Origin of the sequence: Heliorestis convoluta, assembly GCF_009649955.1 — a bacterium.
Lineage (GTDB): Bacteria > Bacillota > Desulfitobacteriia > Heliobacteriales > Heliobacteriaceae > Heliorestis > Heliorestis convoluta.
Genome location: NZ_CP045875.1, coordinates 1358021 through 1374214, shown reverse-complemented (window position 1 = coordinate 1374214; position 16194 = coordinate 1358021). Strand labels below are relative to the sequence as shown.

General features: G+C 43.5%; 18 protein-coding genes and 1 pseudogene. 14 read left to right on the top strand and 5 right to left on the bottom strand.

Annotated elements, in window-relative coordinates; all coding sequences use genetic code 11:
- Positions 1–184 precede the first annotated feature (184 nt).
- From FTV88_RS16025 to FTV88_RS06320, 5 genes and pseudogenes are all read left to right on the top strand, one after another.
- Positions 185–538 (top strand): annotated as a pseudogene (locus tag FTV88_RS16025) (helix-turn-helix domain-containing protein); the annotation flags it as partial.
- A gap of 15 nt (positions 539–553) precedes the next feature.
- A complete protein-coding gene (locus FTV88_RS16020) occupies positions 554–772 on the top strand; it encodes a helix-turn-helix domain-containing protein (RefSeq protein WP_279236993.1) in 219 nt (72 codons plus the stop codon).
- Between the two features lie 11 nt (positions 773–783).
- A complete protein-coding gene (locus tag FTV88_RS06330) occupies positions 784–942 on the top strand; it encodes a hypothetical protein (protein ID WP_153724898.1) in 159 nt (52 codons plus the stop codon).
- Between the two features lie 111 nt (positions 943–1053).
- The gene (locus FTV88_RS16015) at positions 1054–1383 is read left to right on the top strand and encodes a rubredoxin-like domain-containing protein (protein ID WP_153724897.1); all 330 of its coding nucleotides are present in this window, start codon (positions 1054–1056) and stop codon (positions 1381–1383) included.
- Positions 1384–1532: 149 nt separating this feature from the next.
- Positions 1533–1778, top strand: a complete 246-nt coding sequence (locus FTV88_RS06320; protein WP_153724896.1) for a DUF3243 family protein — start codon at positions 1533–1535, stop codon at positions 1776–1778.
- Positions 1779–1842: 64 nt separating this feature from the next.
- Here the strand turns inward: FTV88_RS06320 and FTV88_RS06315 are convergent, their stop codons facing one another.
- Positions 1843–2106, bottom strand: coding sequence for a DUF896 domain-containing protein (locus FTV88_RS06315; RefSeq protein WP_153724895.1), 264 nt, complete (start codon positions 2104–2106; stop codon positions 1843–1845).
- A gap of 98 nt (positions 2107–2204) precedes the next feature.
- Between FTV88_RS06315 and nth the strand changes: the two genes are divergently transcribed.
- The 3 genes from nth to FTV88_RS06300 all read left to right on the top strand — a co-directional run bounded on the left by nth (position 2205) and on the right by FTV88_RS06300 (position 4616).
- Entirely contained in the window at positions 2205–2840 is a 636-nt protein-coding gene (nth, locus tag FTV88_RS06310; protein WP_207707946.1) for an endonuclease III, read from the top strand.
- Positions 2841–2852: 12 nt separating this feature from the next.
- Entirely contained in the window at positions 2853–3803 is a 951-nt protein-coding gene (locus tag FTV88_RS06305; RefSeq protein ID WP_153724894.1) for a D-2-hydroxyacid dehydrogenase, read from the top strand.
- 111 nt (positions 3804–3914) lie between these two features.
- A complete protein-coding gene (locus FTV88_RS06300; protein WP_153724893.1) occupies positions 3915–4616 on the top strand; it encodes a YetF domain-containing protein in 702 nt (233 codons plus the stop codon).
- Here the strand turns inward: FTV88_RS06300 and FTV88_RS06295 are convergent, their stop codons facing one another.
- Both FTV88_RS06295 and FTV88_RS06290 read right to left on the bottom strand, forming a co-directional pair.
- Positions 4617–5216 carry a YitT family protein gene (locus FTV88_RS06295; protein ID WP_153724892.1) on the bottom strand — a complete coding sequence of 200 codons (600 nt, stop codon included), beginning with the start codon at positions 5214–5216 and terminating at the stop codon, positions 4617–4619.
- Positions 5217–5296: 80 nt separating this feature from the next.
- Positions 5297–6628: an ATP-binding protein gene (locus FTV88_RS06290; protein ID WP_153724891.1), complete on the bottom strand. Its 1332-nt coding sequence runs from the start codon at positions 6626–6628 to the stop codon at positions 5297–5299.
- A 91-nt stretch (positions 6629–6719) separates the two neighbouring features.
- On the opposite strand from FTV88_RS06290, the gene FTV88_RS06285 reads away from it, so the two are divergent.
- Positions 6720–7205 carry an NUDIX domain-containing protein gene (locus FTV88_RS06285; protein ID WP_153724890.1) on the top strand — a complete coding sequence of 162 codons (486 nt, stop codon included), beginning with the start codon at positions 6720–6722 and terminating at the stop codon, positions 7203–7205.
- Between the two features lie 4 nt (positions 7206–7209).
- Here FTV88_RS06285 and FTV88_RS06280 read toward each other — a convergent pair whose 3' ends face one another.
- A complete protein-coding gene (locus tag FTV88_RS06280) occupies positions 7210–7413 on the bottom strand; it encodes a 4Fe-4S binding protein (protein ID WP_153724889.1) in 204 nt (67 codons plus the stop codon).
- Positions 7414–7964: 551 nt separating this feature from the next.
- On the opposite strand from FTV88_RS06280, the gene FTV88_RS06275 reads away from it, so the two are divergent.
- The 5 genes from FTV88_RS06275 to FTV88_RS06255 all read left to right on the top strand — a co-directional run bounded on the left by FTV88_RS06275 (position 7965) and on the right by FTV88_RS06255 (position 12067).
- Entirely contained in the window at positions 7965–8936 is a 972-nt protein-coding gene (locus tag FTV88_RS06275; protein ID WP_153724888.1) for an MBL fold metallo-hydrolase, read from the top strand.
- 82 nt (positions 8937–9018) lie between these two features.
- On the top strand, positions 9019–9396 hold the full coding sequence (locus FTV88_RS06270) for a hypothetical protein (protein ID WP_153724887.1): 378 nt from the start codon (positions 9019–9021) through the stop codon (positions 9394–9396).
- Positions 9397–9430: 34 nt separating this feature from the next.
- On the top strand, positions 9431–9823 hold the full coding sequence (locus tag FTV88_RS06265; protein ID WP_153724886.1) for a hypothetical protein: 393 nt from the start codon (positions 9431–9433) through the stop codon (positions 9821–9823).
- Positions 9824–9875: 52 nt separating this feature from the next.
- Positions 9876–10487 (top strand): gluconate 2-dehydrogenase subunit 3 family protein, encoded by a 612-nt coding sequence (locus tag FTV88_RS06260; protein ID WP_153724885.1) that lies wholly within the window; start codon positions 9876–9878, stop codon positions 10485–10487.
- Positions 10484–12067 carry a GMC family oxidoreductase gene (locus tag FTV88_RS06255; RefSeq protein ID WP_153724884.1) on the top strand — a complete coding sequence of 528 codons (1584 nt, stop codon included), beginning with the start codon at positions 10484–10486 and terminating at the stop codon, positions 12065–12067. The genes FTV88_RS06260 and FTV88_RS06255 overlap by 4 nt, the downstream gene beginning before the upstream one ends.
- 78 nt (positions 12068–12145) lie before the next feature.
- Here FTV88_RS06255 and FTV88_RS06250 read toward each other — a convergent pair whose 3' ends face one another.
- Positions 12146–16015, bottom strand: a complete 3870-nt coding sequence (locus FTV88_RS06250; protein ID WP_153724883.1) for a PAS domain-containing hybrid sensor histidine kinase/response regulator — start codon at positions 16013–16015, stop codon at positions 12146–12148.
- Between the last annotated feature and the right edge of the window lie 179 nt (positions 16016–16194).

Below are 16194 nucleotides of genomic sequence, written 5' to 3'. Positions count from 1 at the left end.
GAAGTTTTTTTTGAAAGCTTCCTCCTTTTTTCGACAAATTTTGATTGAAAAATAAAGATAAATGGGATACCTTTAGTGTGCTATTCATGATTTCCCTGTTATTTAAAATGAAAAATATATTCGCCTGTAGTTACGAAGGAGAGAAGATAGGTGTCAGTATCTTGGATTCGAAAAAAAAAGAGAAGAGAAGGGCCTGTCCCTGCATGAATTGTCACGCCTTTCAGGTGTTTCTGTTTCCTATATTAGTGAAATAGAAAGAGGTGCCAAAGAAGGCGCAACGAAAACGATGATTAAGATTGCCTCTGCGCTGGGGGTGCCACGAGAAGAAGTTATTAAGCCTCTATCTGAGAGCGATGTGGGCTTAGGACAGAGAATACAAATGTTTCGAGAAAAGAAAAACTTGTCTGTCTCTGATGTAGCCAAGATAAGTGGTATAGAAGCGGGGTTGCTTCAGGAAATTGAAAATGGAAATATCAAGCCTGATATAGAGACGTTGAAAGCGATTGCCGAAGCTTTACATATTTCTACTTCTCAGCTTTTTAGTACAGTAACGATGATTGCGACGCGCCTGCGCACAGTGCGAGAGCAATCAGGGTTAACACAAGCAGAATTGGCCGAAAAAGCCGGTGTTTCTCCTGGCTTGATCGGTCAATTAGAACAAGGGAAGGTACAGCCTTCTTTACGCACCATAGAACGCATTTCTGAAGTGCTTGGCGTTACACCTTGTTACTTTCTTGTACCCCAGCCTTCCCTTGATAGTCTTCTGCACTAATGGGAGAAGATATGCTTAATTTACTAAAAGATCCGAAAGTGCAATCCGTTTTACGTATGATTTATGATCTTAAGGAAGATGAATTGCGTTTTATCTTTGGTATGATTCGTCTCCTCAAAGAGGAGCGGCCCGTAAGAGTTAAGGATCTAGTGGAAGAAGAGTGCTGCTAGAGTATTATGGAACAAGATCAAGCAGGAACTAGGGAAAGGCTGTCGAATAAACAGTAAAGAGATGGGAAAAACTTCCCATCATAATTATCAGAAAGGTGGCGTTTCTGCTCTATGTTCAAATGTGGTGTTTGTGGCTATATCCATGAAGGCGATGCAGCTCCTAAAGTCTGTCCAAAGTGCGGCGCTCCACAAGAAAAGTTTACCCAGCTTTCAGAAGAAGGGGCTAACTTAGTTGAAAAGTCCCGTGTTACCAACGATATTTACGTTCAACTGCTCGCGAACTTAGAAAGTGTAATCGTTCTTGCTGAAGAAGGTCGCGAAGAAGATCTTGATCCTCCCTGTAATAAGCTTTTTGATGAAATCAAAAAGAGCGCCATCGAGTATAGACAGTCTATTAAAGCAGAACTACAAGGTCATATGAACAAAGGAAAATGGGGATAATAAGGTAGAAAAAGCAAAGAGCCGAGGTCTTTGAGACTCTCGGCTCTTTGCTTTTTTTTGAAAATAACTCAAAAGCCCATGTATGGTCCTGTACTCTTAGGGAAAATTCTAATAAGGGTTAAGTTCATTATGTAAGAGGTGGAGAAACAATGGTTGATATTGAAGGTTTCAAAGAACGGCTGGCTTCAAGAATTGCAGAAGGGAAAGAACATGGTATCTCCGATGATGTTATGAAAGAAGGCATTGTCAATCTAGCTGATATTGCTGTTCATTTCTTTTCTGCGAATAAGCCGGAAGAAAAGCTAATGAAAGAACTTTGGGAAGTTAGCACAGAAGATGAGAAAAAAGTTTTGGCCAATGTTCTTTTGCGCTACGGTAAGCAGGCTTTGCATTAACATTTTTTCTAAAAAAAGGCGCAGGATCGCTTGCCTGCGCCTTTTTTCGTCTCTAGGTCCTTACTTAATGCACTTTATGATCATGACTGCAGCAACTGCATGTCTTATCTGTAGGCAGGCCATTGCCTTTCTCTGTATTCAACGAGGCGGCTTCTTCTGGTGACACAATTTTTACGTTGTCAAGGACATCTTTGAAACGAGTTCTCATGGCTTCTACATATTGGCGACGTAAGCCATCTCTCTCGACTTTCTCCTCGTCAGTCAGACCTTCTGCGCGGTTCTTGCGAGACAGTTCGTTGATTCGCTCAATGAGTTCTTTCGGTATCATTTGGATAAAGTCTCCTTTCTCTCGGTTCATGAATGTGGTAAACTTGAATACTGAACACAGGTTATTAAGGCGGTGAAAAAAGAACAGGGGTGACCATTCTGGACAGAGACAGTCTCATTGTATCAACACTTATAGAGATGTATCCAGACGCTTGTTGTGCATTATTCTTCAATAATCCTTTTGAACTGCTTATTGCTACTATTTTGGCCGCTCAAGCGACGGATAAGTCTGTCAATCAGATTACACCAGCTCTTTTCTCACGCTACCCCACACCAGCAGATTTTCTCACACTTTCTCAAGAAGAACTAGAGAAAGAAATTAAGACGATTGGCCTATATAAAAATAAAGCACGTCATATTCTAGCAACTTGTAAGATCTTGGTGGAAGAGCATGGTGGAGACGTACCAGCCAATCGAGAAGCATTAGAAGCTCTGCCAGGTGTAGGTAGAAAAACGGCCAATGTGGTGCTGAGCAATGCTTTCAACATACCGACCATTGCTGTGGACACCCATGTATTTCGTGTTTCTAATCGACTGGGTCTTGCTGATAGCAAAGATCTTTGGAAGACGGAACAAGCTTTGATGGAGAAGGTTCCAGAATCATTGTGGTCACAGCTTCATCATTGCCTTATCTTTCATGGCCGACAAGTTTGCCATGCTCGTAAACCAGCCTGTGACGGTTGCCAACTTGCACTGCACTGTAAAATGTATCTAGGAGCTGACGGCTCGAAGTAAGGGGGACAAACAATGAAAGTTCTTACGACGATGGCTATCAAAGAGATTTATCTTGATCGCTTGGAAGATATGTATCCAGGCGTTCACTGGCGCGTTTGTCGTTCCACTGGGGAAGCGCTTGAATACTTACCGAGAGCCGATGTATTAGTCACTTATGGTGACGGACTTACGTCACAATGGTTAAGGCGAGCTGAAAAGTTACGGTGGATTCATTCCATGAGTGCAGGGTTAGAAAATATTCCTTTCGAGACCTTAAAAGAAAGAGAAATCACTTTAACGAATGTACGAGGGATTCACCGGATTCAAGTGGCTGAGCATACTCTCGGTGTGATGTTGGCTTTCGTTCGCCAGTTGCCTTTCTTTGTGCGCATGCAAGAACAGTCTCGATGGGAATATCACGTTCGTTTTAATGAGCTTTATGAACAAACGGTAACCATTGTAGGCTTAGGCGCTCTGGGTCAAGAGATTGCTGCGAAAGCAAATGCCTTTGGCATGCGAGTCACTGGTGTGAATACCGATGGCAGAGATGTAGAAGGTGTTCATAAAGTGTATCCAGCCGATCAACTGCGTCGAGCTTTGTCAGAAGCAGACTTTGTCGTTGTAACAGTACCTCTAGTAGAGAAAACAGAAAAGTTAATTGGTGCAGCTGAACTTGATGTAATGAAGAAATCAGCCATTGTAATCAATGTGGCTCGTGGTAAAGTGATCGATCAAAAGGCGCTCGTTGAGTCGCTACAAGAAGGTCGCATCGCCGGTGCAGCCCTTGATGTCTTCGAGAAAGAGCCTCTCTCCCCCAATAACCCTCTTTGGAAAATGAACAATGTAATGATCACGCCCCATGTGGCGGGTCGCTCTCCTCGTTATATGGAGCGTGCCTTAGAAGTCTTTGAAACCAATCTAAAAGCGTTTATGGAAGACAAGCCACTACCCTTAAATGTTATTGACTTAGAAAAAGGATATTAACCTTACAATAATGCATGTAGATTCTGTAAAGTGTCTATAATAAACCAAAAGCCTTGCCGTATTTGGCAAGGCTTTTGCTATTTAGAAGATTGCAAGGGGTTGTAAAGGATCATGATCATGGATGTAGATGTTGTCGGAATTCTTATTCGTGGTTTTGCTGCTTATACATTCTTGTTACTCTTTACCCGCTTGCTAGGACGTCAACTTATCTCTCAAATGACTCTTTTTGAATATGTTGTAGGCATTACGATAGGCTCTTTGGCCGCGGATATGACCTTAGCCGGTAGTGATAACTTTTGGGACGGAGCTCTTGCTTTGGCTGTATGGATTGTTCTGCCCATCCTTTTAGGTTGGTTTACCTTACGATCCTTTTGGCTTCGAAAAATAGTAGAAGGGGAACCTTCAATTATTATTGTTAACGGTACCATTGATAAGCAAGCGTTACAGCGACACCGCTTTAATCTTGACGATCTCTTATCAAATCTTCGTGAACAAGGTGTTTTTAACCTACATGATATAGAGTTTGCCATTCTTGAGACCGATGGTTCTGTTTCCGTATTGCAAAAATCACAGAAAAGGCCTGTGACGCCAGAAGATCTTCATCTTTCTACATCCTATACAGGCTTACCAACAACACTCTTAGAAGACGGTCAGATTATTGAGCATCGTCTAAGAGAAATTAGGCTAAGCAAAGAATGGTTGCTCACACAGCTTCGTAATCGTGGTATCAAAGATATCAATGAAGTTTTTATTGCGCAGATAGATACAGAAGGGAAGCTTTATGTGGACTTAAAAAAAGATGGGCCCAAATAGTTAGAGGCGAATTACGAGGTCGATAATCTGGTAGGCAAAAAAATAGGTGATCAAAGAATAAAACATTTTCGGCCAACCAAAGACAAAGCCACCTAGGATTAGAATGAAAATATTAAAGAACAAAATAATCTGCCCCAAGCTAAAGCGGCTGCTGCGAGATAGTACAATGGCCAAGACATCAATGCCGTCAATAGAGCCTCTGCCACGGATTACCAGCCCTACGCCAATTCCGATGGCCAGACCACCTAAGACAGAAGCCAGCAAGTCATTGTTCGTTATTGTTGGCACAAAGTGAAGCAGATAAATAAAAAAGCCCAGAAATAATAGGGCTAAAACGGTTCGACGAGCAAAAAGAGCACCAAAAAAGTGATGCCCCAAAATTAAAAAAGGAATATTTAATAAAACAATCCAAAACCCCAGATAAAGTGGCGTAAGGTGCGCCAGAATAATGGCGAGACCCGTTGTACCACCATCCATAATTTTATTAGGAGATAGAAAAGTTTCTAAAGCCAAGGCAACAAAAAAAGAGCCGACGAGAAGAAAAATTCTCTCACCGATTATTGTTGATAGGGAGGGGGCTTTTTTTATTTTCATATTCATATGACGACCCCCAACAAGCTTTTTAGCGATTGCTATTCACTCATTAGTAGTCGTCAAAAGTGCAATCTATGACTTGATTCTTAGGTGATGGAATCAATAAATTGTCTTGCTGTACGACCAGAACGCCCATTTTGCCGTCTTTCCCAGAGGAGCGCGCGCCTATGCAGTTCTTCTTTGCTTATGTGAAGAGAGCGTTCTGCTGCTAAAGCATCTACAATTTGCAAGTACTCTTCTTGGTTCGGCGCTAGGAACGTTACGGTGATGCCAAAGCGGTCGGCCAAAGACATTTTCTCCTGATAGCTGTCACCAGGGCGCAGTTCTTCTTCCTGCATCGTCGCAAGGCTATCCTTTGCTTTTTCTTTGATTAAATGTCTTCGATTAGATGTAGCATAAATCACCATATGATCGGGTCGAACTGCTACAGCGCCTTCTAAGAGCGCTTTCATCTCCTGGTACCCTGATTCCCCATCTTCAAAAGAAAGATCGTCTACAAAAAGAATAACAGGCACTTTCGATTTTCGCGTCGCTTCAATGATCGCAGGAAAATCACCAAGTCGGCTCTTAGGAACTTCAATGAGCCGTAATCCAGCTTGTCCAAAGCGATGTAGCAAGGCTTTAACGGTAGAAGACTTGCCCGTACCACGATCGCCATAAAGCAAGATATTGTTGGCACGATAGCCTTGTAGTAGCCTTTCTGTATTCTCCACAATCCATTGTCGTTGCTTCTTATAGCCTACTAAATTTTCCAATCGAATGGGATCAGGTTCTTCAATGCCTATAAGCGTTCCTTCCCAACGAAAAGCAAGATAGCGAGAGAAAAGGCCAGAGCCATACTGTTTGTAGTAGGCTCCAAGAGCGGGAAGTTCCATGGACCAATCTTCTGCTTTGGCAAGATGATCCTTCATCTGCAAATAGCCTGTCCTTAGCCAATCTTCTTGAGAAGAAGGTAACGCTTCAAGATCAGACCAAAGGGGAAGCGGTCGCCCTAGGATCTTCTCTGCTTCTTGTTGCCACCAAGTGGCAGAAAGGTTAAATAGCTTCTGTAGCGAATGGTATTCCATAGCAAGAGCAGAACGCAAAGCAAGCCCTGTTGGTTCATCAAGAGAGGCTTTGAGGGAAAAGGGTGTCTCGATTTCTAAGAGGCGATCCAAAAGGTAGTTTTGCCAACTGTCTCCTATGAGAACGCCCTTGCTTAGCTCACTATAGCCAACCAAACGTTCGAACAATTGCCAGTACAGATCGGAAACTTGTAAAGACTCTTTCGAAGATCTATAAAAATGAGTACAAAGCTGGTAAGCTAGTTGTAAAGTCTCATCGTCTCTTAGTGGGCGATAAAAGCCTAACGAGTGCCAAGCGCTCATGATTTCTTCGTATAATTCTTGCTCTTTTCTAAACAAAGAAGCTGTTGTCATGAAAGACGCATCCCTTCTGTAGGATCTTTTTTGACAATAGCAGAGGAAATCCTTTAAAGCAAGCTTTTACTATAACGGAAGTGGTGATTCTATGTTTCGACATCGTATGCGAGCCGCTGCCATCTTAGTTAATGCACAAAAGCAAGTTCTACTGATCCATCATCGCCATCCACGGCGCCAGTATCACTGGCTTTCACCGCCTGGCGGTGGTGTGGAGAAAGGTGAAACGATCTTCGAGGCAGCAGAAAGAGAAATGCTTGAGGAGTGTAACCTGCACTGCAAAGCCCAAAAGCTACTCTATGTGGTGGAGTGGCTTGATGAAGTCCGGAAAATACATCATCTAGAATTATACATACAAGTCCAATATTTGGCAGGAACCTTGCAAAAAGGACGAGATCCTGAAGTGGATGAGAAGGACCAAATGATTTTTGACTGCTTCTTCATGACAGAAAAAGAAATCCGAGCTGCCATTTTACCTGTTTACCCAACCATACTGCGCAATCAATTCTGGCAAGACTACGAAAGAAACTTCCAGAATCATCAAGTCTATCTGGGTCGAGAAGTGGAAGAACTCTAGCTCTTTATTTCTTTTTCTCTAAAATAGCGTGATGAGGACAACGAGCAATACATTTTTTACAGTTAATACACTTATCCTCGTCAATTACCCACTCTTTTACCCAGAAGAGTTTGTTCGAACCGACGGCTCGTATGGCTTCTGTGGGGCAGATCTTTGCTGGGGGACAGCCTTTAAACTTATCACACTTGTTGGAGTCAATATAAAGCATGGGGAAAACCTCCTGATTATTTTCTTGCACTTCTTCTTGTGTGCATCTTGCTGGTTGTGACTGGGTTTGAGCCTATTGCAAATGCAAATACAATAGGTAGTTGCGTATAGAAGGAAGTTTCGCCAAGCTATTCCAACGGGAGTAACAATCAGCAAAAACCCTCTGGGCCAGGTCATCACGCTTTCCGCAGCGGGACTTGGGACCTCAGCTGTCGCCAGCTTGCTGGCGGTAACAGCGTGGGACCAGTCCAGAGCGGAGGAAAGCGTGATGCCCTGGCCCCTCTATGAAGTAACCCTAACGCAATCAACGACCTATTTACATAGTAAGACGAATGCTCTGTCTTTGTCAATATACGGGATGGGGGTATGCTTGAGATATTGCTCTAAAAATAGGCTTTGCAAGGAAGAAAAGTTCATTATCTTGGGGGGTATGGTATCAGGCTGGCTCTTTCCTCTACTGATGCTCTTTTGTAACTGTATATTTCCGACTTAGCAATCAATAATAGGTTTAACGGAAGCCAACAATGAGTACAGGGAAAGGAAGAATGTACCGTGCTCGGACCTATTATTGGAATCATTTTACTGCTCCTATTTGCCGCTGTTGCGATCTTATTTCTTCTTCCGAAATACCGTCCTACGGCAGCTATGCTAGCTTTGAATGTAGGTCGAGAGTTTACCGGTGAAGTGAAAAAGCCGCCCCATCTGTTGACAATCCCGATGGGTCCTGATGATGATGTCACCATTGGTTGGGTCGGTCATTCGACCTGGGTACTTGAAATGCAAGGAAAGCGTCTGATTACAGATCCCATTTTTTCTGAAAGAGCTGTTTTTCCGAAGCGTCTTGTTGCACCAGCTTTGCAGCCAGATCAGATTGATTCTTTAGATTATATCTTGCTTTCTCATGCCCACTATGATCATCTAGATATCGCTAGTTTGCAAGCTTTGCCCGATGAGGCTATCCTTGTGTTGCCGGAAGGGGATGGGCAAGTGGTTAAAGACCTAAGGCAGAAAAAAGTTACGCTGAAAGCCAACGATACTTATAGGTCAGAAGATCTTACTATCAAAACTTTTAAAGCGGAACATGAAGGAAAAAGAGCGATGGGGCTATCTTCTAATCTTACATTGGTCTATCTTATCGAAAAAGGTGATTCTTCCATCGTTTATGTGGGTGATAGCGGATACAGCCCCGAGCTGGCGGAGCAAGTTCGTCAGGCTCGTCCCGATGGCATTGATTGTGCCATTGTGCCGATTGCTGCTTATAAGCCGGAAGAGTTTCATGATGATCACTGCAATCCGGAAGAAGCCTTGAAGATGGCCCAAGAGATGGGGGCTCGCTTCATTGTTCCAATGCATCATGAGACTTTTGTGTTGTCATTAGAATCGATTGATGAACCGCGGGAACGCTTTAAGAAAGCGGCTAGGGAAGAGAACTTGACGGAACAGGCCCATCCTCTTCCAATTGGTGGTACTTTGACGATAAAGCAGGGTCGGGAACGAGAAGAGAAGGAAGTAAAGTATCACTAGTAAAGGTCTTTCCCTGAACAAGATTTATGAGGATAAGGAAACCTCCTTTTCGACAAAATAGTCTCGAAAAGGAGGTTTTTCTATGCCTGAAAGTTCTATCCTCGCTTATTTTTCGCAAGCTGATGCTGCTGAAGATGCGACGAAACATCTTAAGCAAGCTGGCTTTGAGATCGTGCAGTTGGATAATTTTCATCACTTTCCGGAACCACAAACGGCAGAGCGCTATTTTAATCCCCTTACAGGTGATGAGCGTCTTTCTGTTACTGCTTTGACAGAAGGAATTGAAGGTGGCGACGATACGTCACCACTGGCGGCGGCCATGCCAACTTCTTCCGGTATGGCTGATAATAGTACAATGATTACGGGAGAGAACTATATCGTAACTGTCGTTTGTGATAAGAAAAGAACGAAAGAAGCAGAGCAATTGCTGGCTTCCTATGGTGGTAAAGTGGGAGTGTGATTCCTGAGATTCGTTCTGGCCGGGAGGAAAGTAAATGGAACGATGGCTTGGTTGGCCTCTGGAGCGCTATTTAATTCTTTTTACATCGATTGCTTTTCTGGTGATGGCGCTGCAAACAACGCTTTTTCATTATCGGCAAAATTTTAGGCATTGGGCCATGTGGGGACCGACCATTGGTCTACCTTTGGTGGCAATTGTAGGTTTTTTATTAACTTGGCGTGATCTGACCTTGTTTCGCTGGCTTTTTTTGATTTTATTAGTGATTGAAATAGCAAGTGGCCTTGCGGGTTTTTATTATCATGGAAAAGGTATTAGCCAGCGCGTAGGGGGATGGGACATCAACAATGTTATGGTTGGTCCACCTCCATTATTGCCCTTGATGGTTTCCGGTCTTTCCATATTGGGCTTACTAGCTCTCTTACTGTAGAAAGGGGGCGAAAGATATTAGTGTAAAAACAATATATCCTGATTATGACGTCATGAAAGAGCAGGATCGTTGGGATGAAAATACGTACCATGTAATTCAATCGCGTCTAAAAGCGCCAGGTATGCCTACTTTTTTTTCGCCTCAAGAGTTGGCCTTATTAAAGGCCGCTTTACATCGCCTTCTTGATGAAGAAGATCAAGCCATTATTGCACGTGTGGCAGGGCAGATTGATGAACATTTGACTGAAAAACGAGGACAAGGCTACCGTAAGGTAGGGGTTCCAAAAGAGGAGGTTCTTTTTCGCAGTGGCCTGGCTTGGCTTGATGCTACGGCCTTACAGCGCTATGAGCAATCTTTTCTACAGTTGACGCCCCAAGAAAAAGATGAAATATTGGGGCAGGTGCAGCGAGGAGAAATTGCTTGGACTGAGATTGGACCGAAAGATTTTTTTAACAAACTATTAAATACAGCCGTTGATTTTTTCTTTTCTCAACCTGAGATTTGGTCTGAGATCGGTTATGGTGGGCCCGCCTATCCGCGAGGGTACTATCGTATTGAATATGGATTGAAAGATCCTTGGGAAGCTCGATTAAAGCCTGAATTGGTTGAAGAGCGGGCTAAAGCCGGTATGGGGCCCGGTCCTGTGCGGAGGGTTGATCGATGAACCATGAGACCGGTCTTCCCTGGCGTAACCTAAATGAAGAAGTTGACGTTGTTATTGTTGGTGCTGGCGCTACGGGGCCTGTTGTAGCACAGGAGCTAGGCCGAGCCGGTCTTTCTGTTGTCTTATTCGAAGCGGGCCCTTACTGGGAAGTGAGTCGCGATTTTGTTAGCGATGAATTGCATATGCGCAAAACGGCTTGGCGTTTTCATCGCTTGACAGCGGGTTCGGATGCGCCAGAACTGGGTCATAATATTTCTGGGTCTGGTGTTGGTGGTGGTACCAATCATTTTACGGCTGTCGTTCCTCGCTTTTTTCCTTCTGATTTTCGAACGAAGACCATTGATGGTGTTGGTGAAGATTGGCCGATTACCTATGAAGATCTTGCGCCCTACTATGAGCAGCTAGAAAAAGAAATTCCTGTCTCAGGGCCCAAGCATTATCCTTGGGGAGGTTTTCATGGGCCCTATCCCTATCCAGCTCGTGAGCCTGTGGCAGCAACGCATCAGGTATTACGGATTGGTTGTGAAAAGCTGGGGATTCAAAGTTCTGTAGCCCCTTTGGCCATTTTGTCAGCACCTTTCCAAGGTCGTCCACCTTGTATTAATCGAGGTTTTTGTGCCCAAGGTTGCTTGCCCAATTCGAAATTCTCTACATTGATTCACCATATACCGCGGGCTCTTGACGCGGGCGTAGAATTGCGTCATGGCTCTATGGTTCATCGCATTCTTGTTAACAAAGACGATCGAGTAGAAGGTGTGGCTTTTCTTTTCCAAGGCAAAGAGTATCGGCAACGTGCAAAAGCCGTTGTTGTATGCGCTTCGGCCATCGAAACGCCTCGGTTGCTGCTACTGTCTGCCGATGGTCGCCATCCACAAGGCTTGGCAAATCGCAGTGGTATGGTCGGCAAGTGCTTTATGGTTCATTCAGGTCATGAAGTGGTGGCCCGTTTTTCTGAAGAAATTTTGCCCTACAAGGGCACGCCGATTCTGACAACGACTCAAGATTTTTATGAGTCTCCCGGTGATGGATCCCGTGCTCGCGGCTTTTCGATTCATGCCCATGGGTCACGGCCTCTTGCTTTTATGAAGATTGTAACGAAAGCAACAGGCGCTTGGGGAAGGCACTTGCGGGAAATGGCTCGTGATTATAACTACTTTGCTCGCTTAACCATAGTGGGAGAAGTGTTGCCGCAGATGAACAATACAATCACGCTGTCTGATGAGAAAGATGAAGTGGGTCTTCCTTCTCCTGTGGTGACCTTTTCCTATGGCGATAACGATCGGAAAGTGATTGAAGCTGCCGTGGCTATGTGCAAACAGGTACTAGAAGCAGCAGGCGGGCGTGTGGAGCTCATTAGCCCTGATACGTCTCATATGCTGGGTGGTTGTCGCATGGGTAGCAATCCTACTGATTCTGTTGTTGATGGCTGGGGTCGTTGTCATGATCATAAGAATCTTTTTCTTGCTGATACGTCAGTCTTTGTCACTTCTGGCGCTTCCAATCCCACTTTGACGGCCATGGCACTGGCTTGGCGGACGGCGGATTATATTGTACAAGAGTTTCGTGCTGGAAATTTGTGATGTTAGGATATAAAGATATCAGGGGACGGTTCAACAAACCGTCCCCTGAGTAATACTTGCATGCAAGGTAGCCTTCTGCTAAAGGCTTTCTTCTATTTCTTTCAACAAAGGCTTTAGCTTTAGCCCGTCTTTTCTGGCCAACGCTTCTTCTCCTTCAAGTGCTTTTATTGCGATCTCTTTTAATTGGAGATTTTTGGCGATGCCTTTTAGAGTGTGCAGAGTTCTTGACGCTTCTAAGGTCTCATTTTTCTCCAGAGCATTTTTGATCAGCACGATTAGTTCTTTGATTCGTGTGACTCCTTTGGCTAAGAGCTCTTCTGCTTCTTTTTGATCGAGTCCTGATTCCTCAACGATATAGGTAATCGCTTTTTTATAGTTACTATCCTTTTCGCTTCTCTGCTCTGTTTCGTTCAGAGGTTCTATGTTATCAAAAGATTTTTGTAAAATTGAATTAAAAAGACTAAAATCAATGGGCTTACTTAGATAACCATCCATGCCGGCGGCCAGACATCGTTCTTCATCAGATTTCATAGCATAGGCTGTCATGGCCACGATTTTTGGCTGATGAATTTCTTTCATCTGTCGGATTTTTTGGGTTGCTTCATAACCGTTCATAATGGGCATTTGACAATCCATTAAGACAATGTGATAGGGGTTTTTGATACAAGCTTTTACTGCTTCTAAACCATTTTCTACGACATCACAGCTAAAGCCTTTGTTTTGTAAGAGTTGCACTGTCAACTCTCGGTTAATAGCCTGATCTTCTACTACCAACACCTTAAGCCTTTGTCGGCTTTGGGCTTCTCGTATTGTGTGACGGGTGATCAGAGAGGGATGTTGCTTCTCTTTGTTGTTCATGTTCTTTGAAAATAAGCTGGCTATGGCATCCTTAAGCTCCTGCCTTCTAATGGGCTTGGTCAGATAAGCAGAAAAGCCAACTTCCTGTGATTTCTGGGCGTTGTTGTAACCTACCACAGAAGTTAAGAGACACAGAGGAAGTGTTTTTGTAGATGGAATATTCTTCAAGGTGATTGCCAGATCACTACCACTCATATGGGGCATTTGTTCATCAATAATAACGGCGTGGTATTTTATCTGTTCTTTGCCATTTTTCACGAGTAAGACCAAAGCTTCCGGTGCATTAGATGATTCCTCCACGACGGCACCGGCTTCTTCTAGGTAGATGCGCAGAATTTCTCGGTTGTGGTCATTATCATCTACGATGAGAATACGTTTGCCTCGCAGAGCGTGATGATCGATCGCTTCTCGGGCGATGTCATGACATTTGTCCAGGGTCAGCGTAATGGTAAAAGTACTTCCCACAGTATAGATACTTTCTACCTCTATGGAGCCTCCCATCAGATCTAATAGGTTTTTGGTAATCGCTAGACCAAGGCCTGTCCCTCCGTAGGTTCGGGTGTTAGAGCTGTCTGCTTGATAAAAGGGTGTAAAAAGCTTTTGTAGAGTTTCTTCCTGCATACCAATGCCGCTATCTTTAATGATCAACTGAAGGGTGCTGGTACTATCACTTTCTTCTAGTTGCTTGGCTTCTACAGTAACTGTGCCCCTCTTGGTAAATTTCACAGCATTATTTACCAAATTGGAGAGCACTTGTCTCAGTCGAGTAGGGTCACCCTTGGCTTGCTGAAGCACCGATGGTTGCACCAGAAGACTTAAGGTCACACCTTTGCTATAAGCTTGTTGGGCAAAAGGAATTACAGCTGCTTCGATGGTGGAGCGCAAGTCGAAAGAAATTTCTTCTATTTCTATCTTGCTCGATTCAATTTTTGACAAGTCCAAGATATCGTTGAGGACGTTTAACAGATTTTCCGTAGATGTTTTGATATAGTCTATATATTTTTCCTGTTGTTGCGTCGTTTCCGTCTCTTCTAGCAAGTGCAAGAAGCCGAGTATTCCATTCATAGGAGTACGTATTTCGTGACTCATATTGGCCAGAAACTGGCTTTTAGCGTTGTTAGCTGCTTTTGCTTGCCTCATAGCTCTTTTTAGATGGTCGTTCGTTTCTAGCAGGGCTTCTTCTGCTTGCTTTCGATCAGTAATGTTCCACCAAGTGCCGACGATTTCTGTGCAACCTTTTTCCCGCTTAAAAACCCTTTGCTGATCATAGAGCCAATGATATTCTCCTTGTTTATCTTGGAATCGATACTCATTGACCATTTCTTTCCCGGATAGCTTTTCCTGAAGGTTTTTCAGGTCTTCTGGATGGACATGGCTGGCCCAAAATTCTATGTTCTTTCCAATAAAGTCATGGGGCTTAAAGCCTAAAACTTTTTCTACATTTTGATTAATATATTTTAGTTCTATTTTCCCGTCATCATCAATGGTATAGGAATAGATGACTGCAGGCGTATTCGATATCAAGGCATTTAGATAATGTTCCCTTTCTCGTAGAGCTTCCTCCATTTTCTTATTTTCAGTAATATCGGCTAAAAAGCCATGCCATAACATAGAGCCATCTGCTAATTTTTCAGGCTGCGCCACCCCACGCAGCCAACGTTGTCCTTTCGTTGGTAGCAACACTCGATGTTCGTTAGACCAGATGGAGTTATTATCAAAGGACTCTTGAATAGAGTCTATGAATGATTGGTAATCATGAGGATGGATTCGAGACATGATCTTGCTAACATCATCTCTGACTTCTTCCGGCTTCACTTCGCAAATCTCCCAAAGGCCTTTGCTGGCAAAGGGAATACGGGAAGAACCATCGGGGTACATCTGATACTGATAGAGAGCACCAGGTACTTGCTGAGAAAATTTTGTCAAGAGCTGATCTCGTTCGGCTATTTTTGCTTCTGCTTCTTTTGTCTCTGTTATATCTATGGCAAAACCAATGATGCAAATCGGTTCTCCTTCTTCATTGGTCTCGACACCAGCAGACTCTCGAATCCAGCGAACTTCCCCTGACCTTTTAACAATCCGGTGTTCATAATAAAGGATGGTTCCTTCTTTATATTCTGTAATAGGTTGATTCACTGTCTGCACATATGCTTTGTCCTCAGGATGAATTCGATCGAGAAAGGCCTCAAAAGTGCCTTCAAATTCTCCCTCTTCCAGACCAAAAAGGGCTTCACACTCTTTGGACCAGGAAAGGCGTCCATTGCTGATATCATATTCCCAAGCACCAATATGAGAGAAAGACTGTGCCATGGAAAGCCTTCTCTGCTTTTCCAGTAGCGCTTCTTCCATCTTTTTTCGCTCTGTAATGTCTGTATGGGTACCACTCATGAGCAGAGGGTTCCCCTCGGCTGTCCAACTGATGACCTTTCCTCGAGTTTGTACCCAGACCCAGTGACCTTCTTTGTGCTTCATGCGAATTTCAACATCAAAGTATTCCTGTTCCTTCTCCATTACCGCTTTCATTGGCTTTTGAACTTCTTGTAAATCCTGTGGATGGATCAGGCTTGTCCAGGTTTGAACGTCAAAGGGTATCAATTCTTTAAGGGTATAGCCAAGCATTTCTGCCCAGCGCTCATTGAGAAAGTATTCATTCGTCTGGATGTTCCATTCCCAGGTGCCTAAAATCACACAGAGCTGGTTCTCTAACCTTATCTCTCCTTCCTTTTTATTCCAGCGAGTCGTCTCGTGAAAAATAGTTGCAAGGTAGCCTTCTTCATGACTATAAACCGTAACTTCGTACCATCGATGGAGTTGTGGTGAATAATAATCAAAACAGGCTCTTTCATGGTTTTTTGCCACTTGAGCCAAAGTATCTAGCCAGTGCCGTTCGCTTTTGATAAGTTCTGTTTCTGTCAATTTTTTTCCGATAAGGTCTTTCCGCTGTAAACATGTTATGTTCTCAAAAGCTTTGTTAGCTTCTACCAATTCATAATCAATTGGTGCACCCTGAACATCATATAGTATCTTGTGATAGGCATAAGCGAAGGGTAACTGTTCTACGATGGTTTTATAAAATAAGCTAGAATTCACCTTTCTACAACTCCTTTTCTTCTATATTTAAAGCGTTTTTCTTGTTTGAAAAAGCGTTGATAGGGGCATATCACTCATTTGCTAATGAAAAATTATATTATCGTAAACTTGATCATTATATCAATAAATGGACCTTTTTGGACATGCCTATCAAGTGGAACTTCAGCAAATTATCCATC

What these genes read in the sequence shown, in the direction of transcription:
- FTV88_RS16020 (WP_279236993.1), top strand. Translation starts at nt 554, where the DNA reads ATGATTGCGACGCGCCTGCGCACAGTGCGAGAGCAATCAGGGTTAACA.
- FTV88_RS06330 (WP_153724898.1), top strand. Translation starts at nt 784, where the DNA reads ATGCTTAATTTACTAAAAGATCCGAAAGTGCAATCCGTTTTACGTATG.
- FTV88_RS16015 (WP_153724897.1), top strand. Translation starts at nt 1,054, where the DNA reads ATGTTCAAATGTGGTGTTTGTGGCTATATCCATGAAGGCGATGCAGCT.
- FTV88_RS06320 (WP_153724896.1), top strand. Translation starts at nt 1,533, where the DNA reads ATGGTTGATATTGAAGGTTTCAAAGAACGGCTGGCTTCAAGAATTGCA.
- FTV88_RS06315 (WP_153724895.1), bottom strand. Translation starts at nt 2,106, where the DNA reads ATGATACCGAAAGAACTCATTGAGCGAATCAACGAACTGTCTCGCAAG.
- FTV88_RS06305 (WP_153724894.1), top strand. Translation starts at nt 2,853, where the DNA reads ATGAAAGTTCTTACGACGATGGCTATCAAAGAGATTTATCTTGATCGC.
- FTV88_RS06300 (WP_153724893.1), top strand. Translation starts at nt 3,915, where the DNA reads ATGATCATGGATGTAGATGTTGTCGGAATTCTTATTCGTGGTTTTGCT.
- FTV88_RS06295 (WP_153724892.1), bottom strand. Translation starts at nt 5,216, where the DNA reads ATGAATATGAAAATAAAAAAAGCCCCCTCCCTATCAACAATAATCGGT.
- FTV88_RS06290 (WP_153724891.1), bottom strand. Translation starts at nt 6,628, where the DNA reads ATGACAACAGCTTCTTTGTTTAGAAAAGAGCAAGAATTATACGAAGAA.
- FTV88_RS06285 (WP_153724890.1), top strand. Translation starts at nt 6,720, where the DNA reads ATGTTTCGACATCGTATGCGAGCCGCTGCCATCTTAGTTAATGCACAA.
- FTV88_RS06280 (WP_153724889.1), bottom strand. Translation starts at nt 7,413, where the DNA reads ATGCTTTATATTGACTCCAACAAGTGTGATAAGTTTAAAGGCTGTCCC.
- FTV88_RS06270 (WP_153724887.1), top strand. Translation starts at nt 9,019, where the DNA reads ATGCCTGAAAGTTCTATCCTCGCTTATTTTTCGCAAGCTGATGCTGCT.
- FTV88_RS06265 (WP_153724886.1), top strand. Translation starts at nt 9,431, where the DNA reads ATGGAACGATGGCTTGGTTGGCCTCTGGAGCGCTATTTAATTCTTTTT.
- FTV88_RS06260 (WP_153724885.1), top strand. Translation starts at nt 9,876, where the DNA reads ATGAAAGAGCAGGATCGTTGGGATGAAAATACGTACCATGTAATTCAA.
- FTV88_RS06255 (WP_153724884.1), top strand. Translation starts at nt 10,484, where the DNA reads ATGAACCATGAGACCGGTCTTCCCTGGCGTAACCTAAATGAAGAAGTT.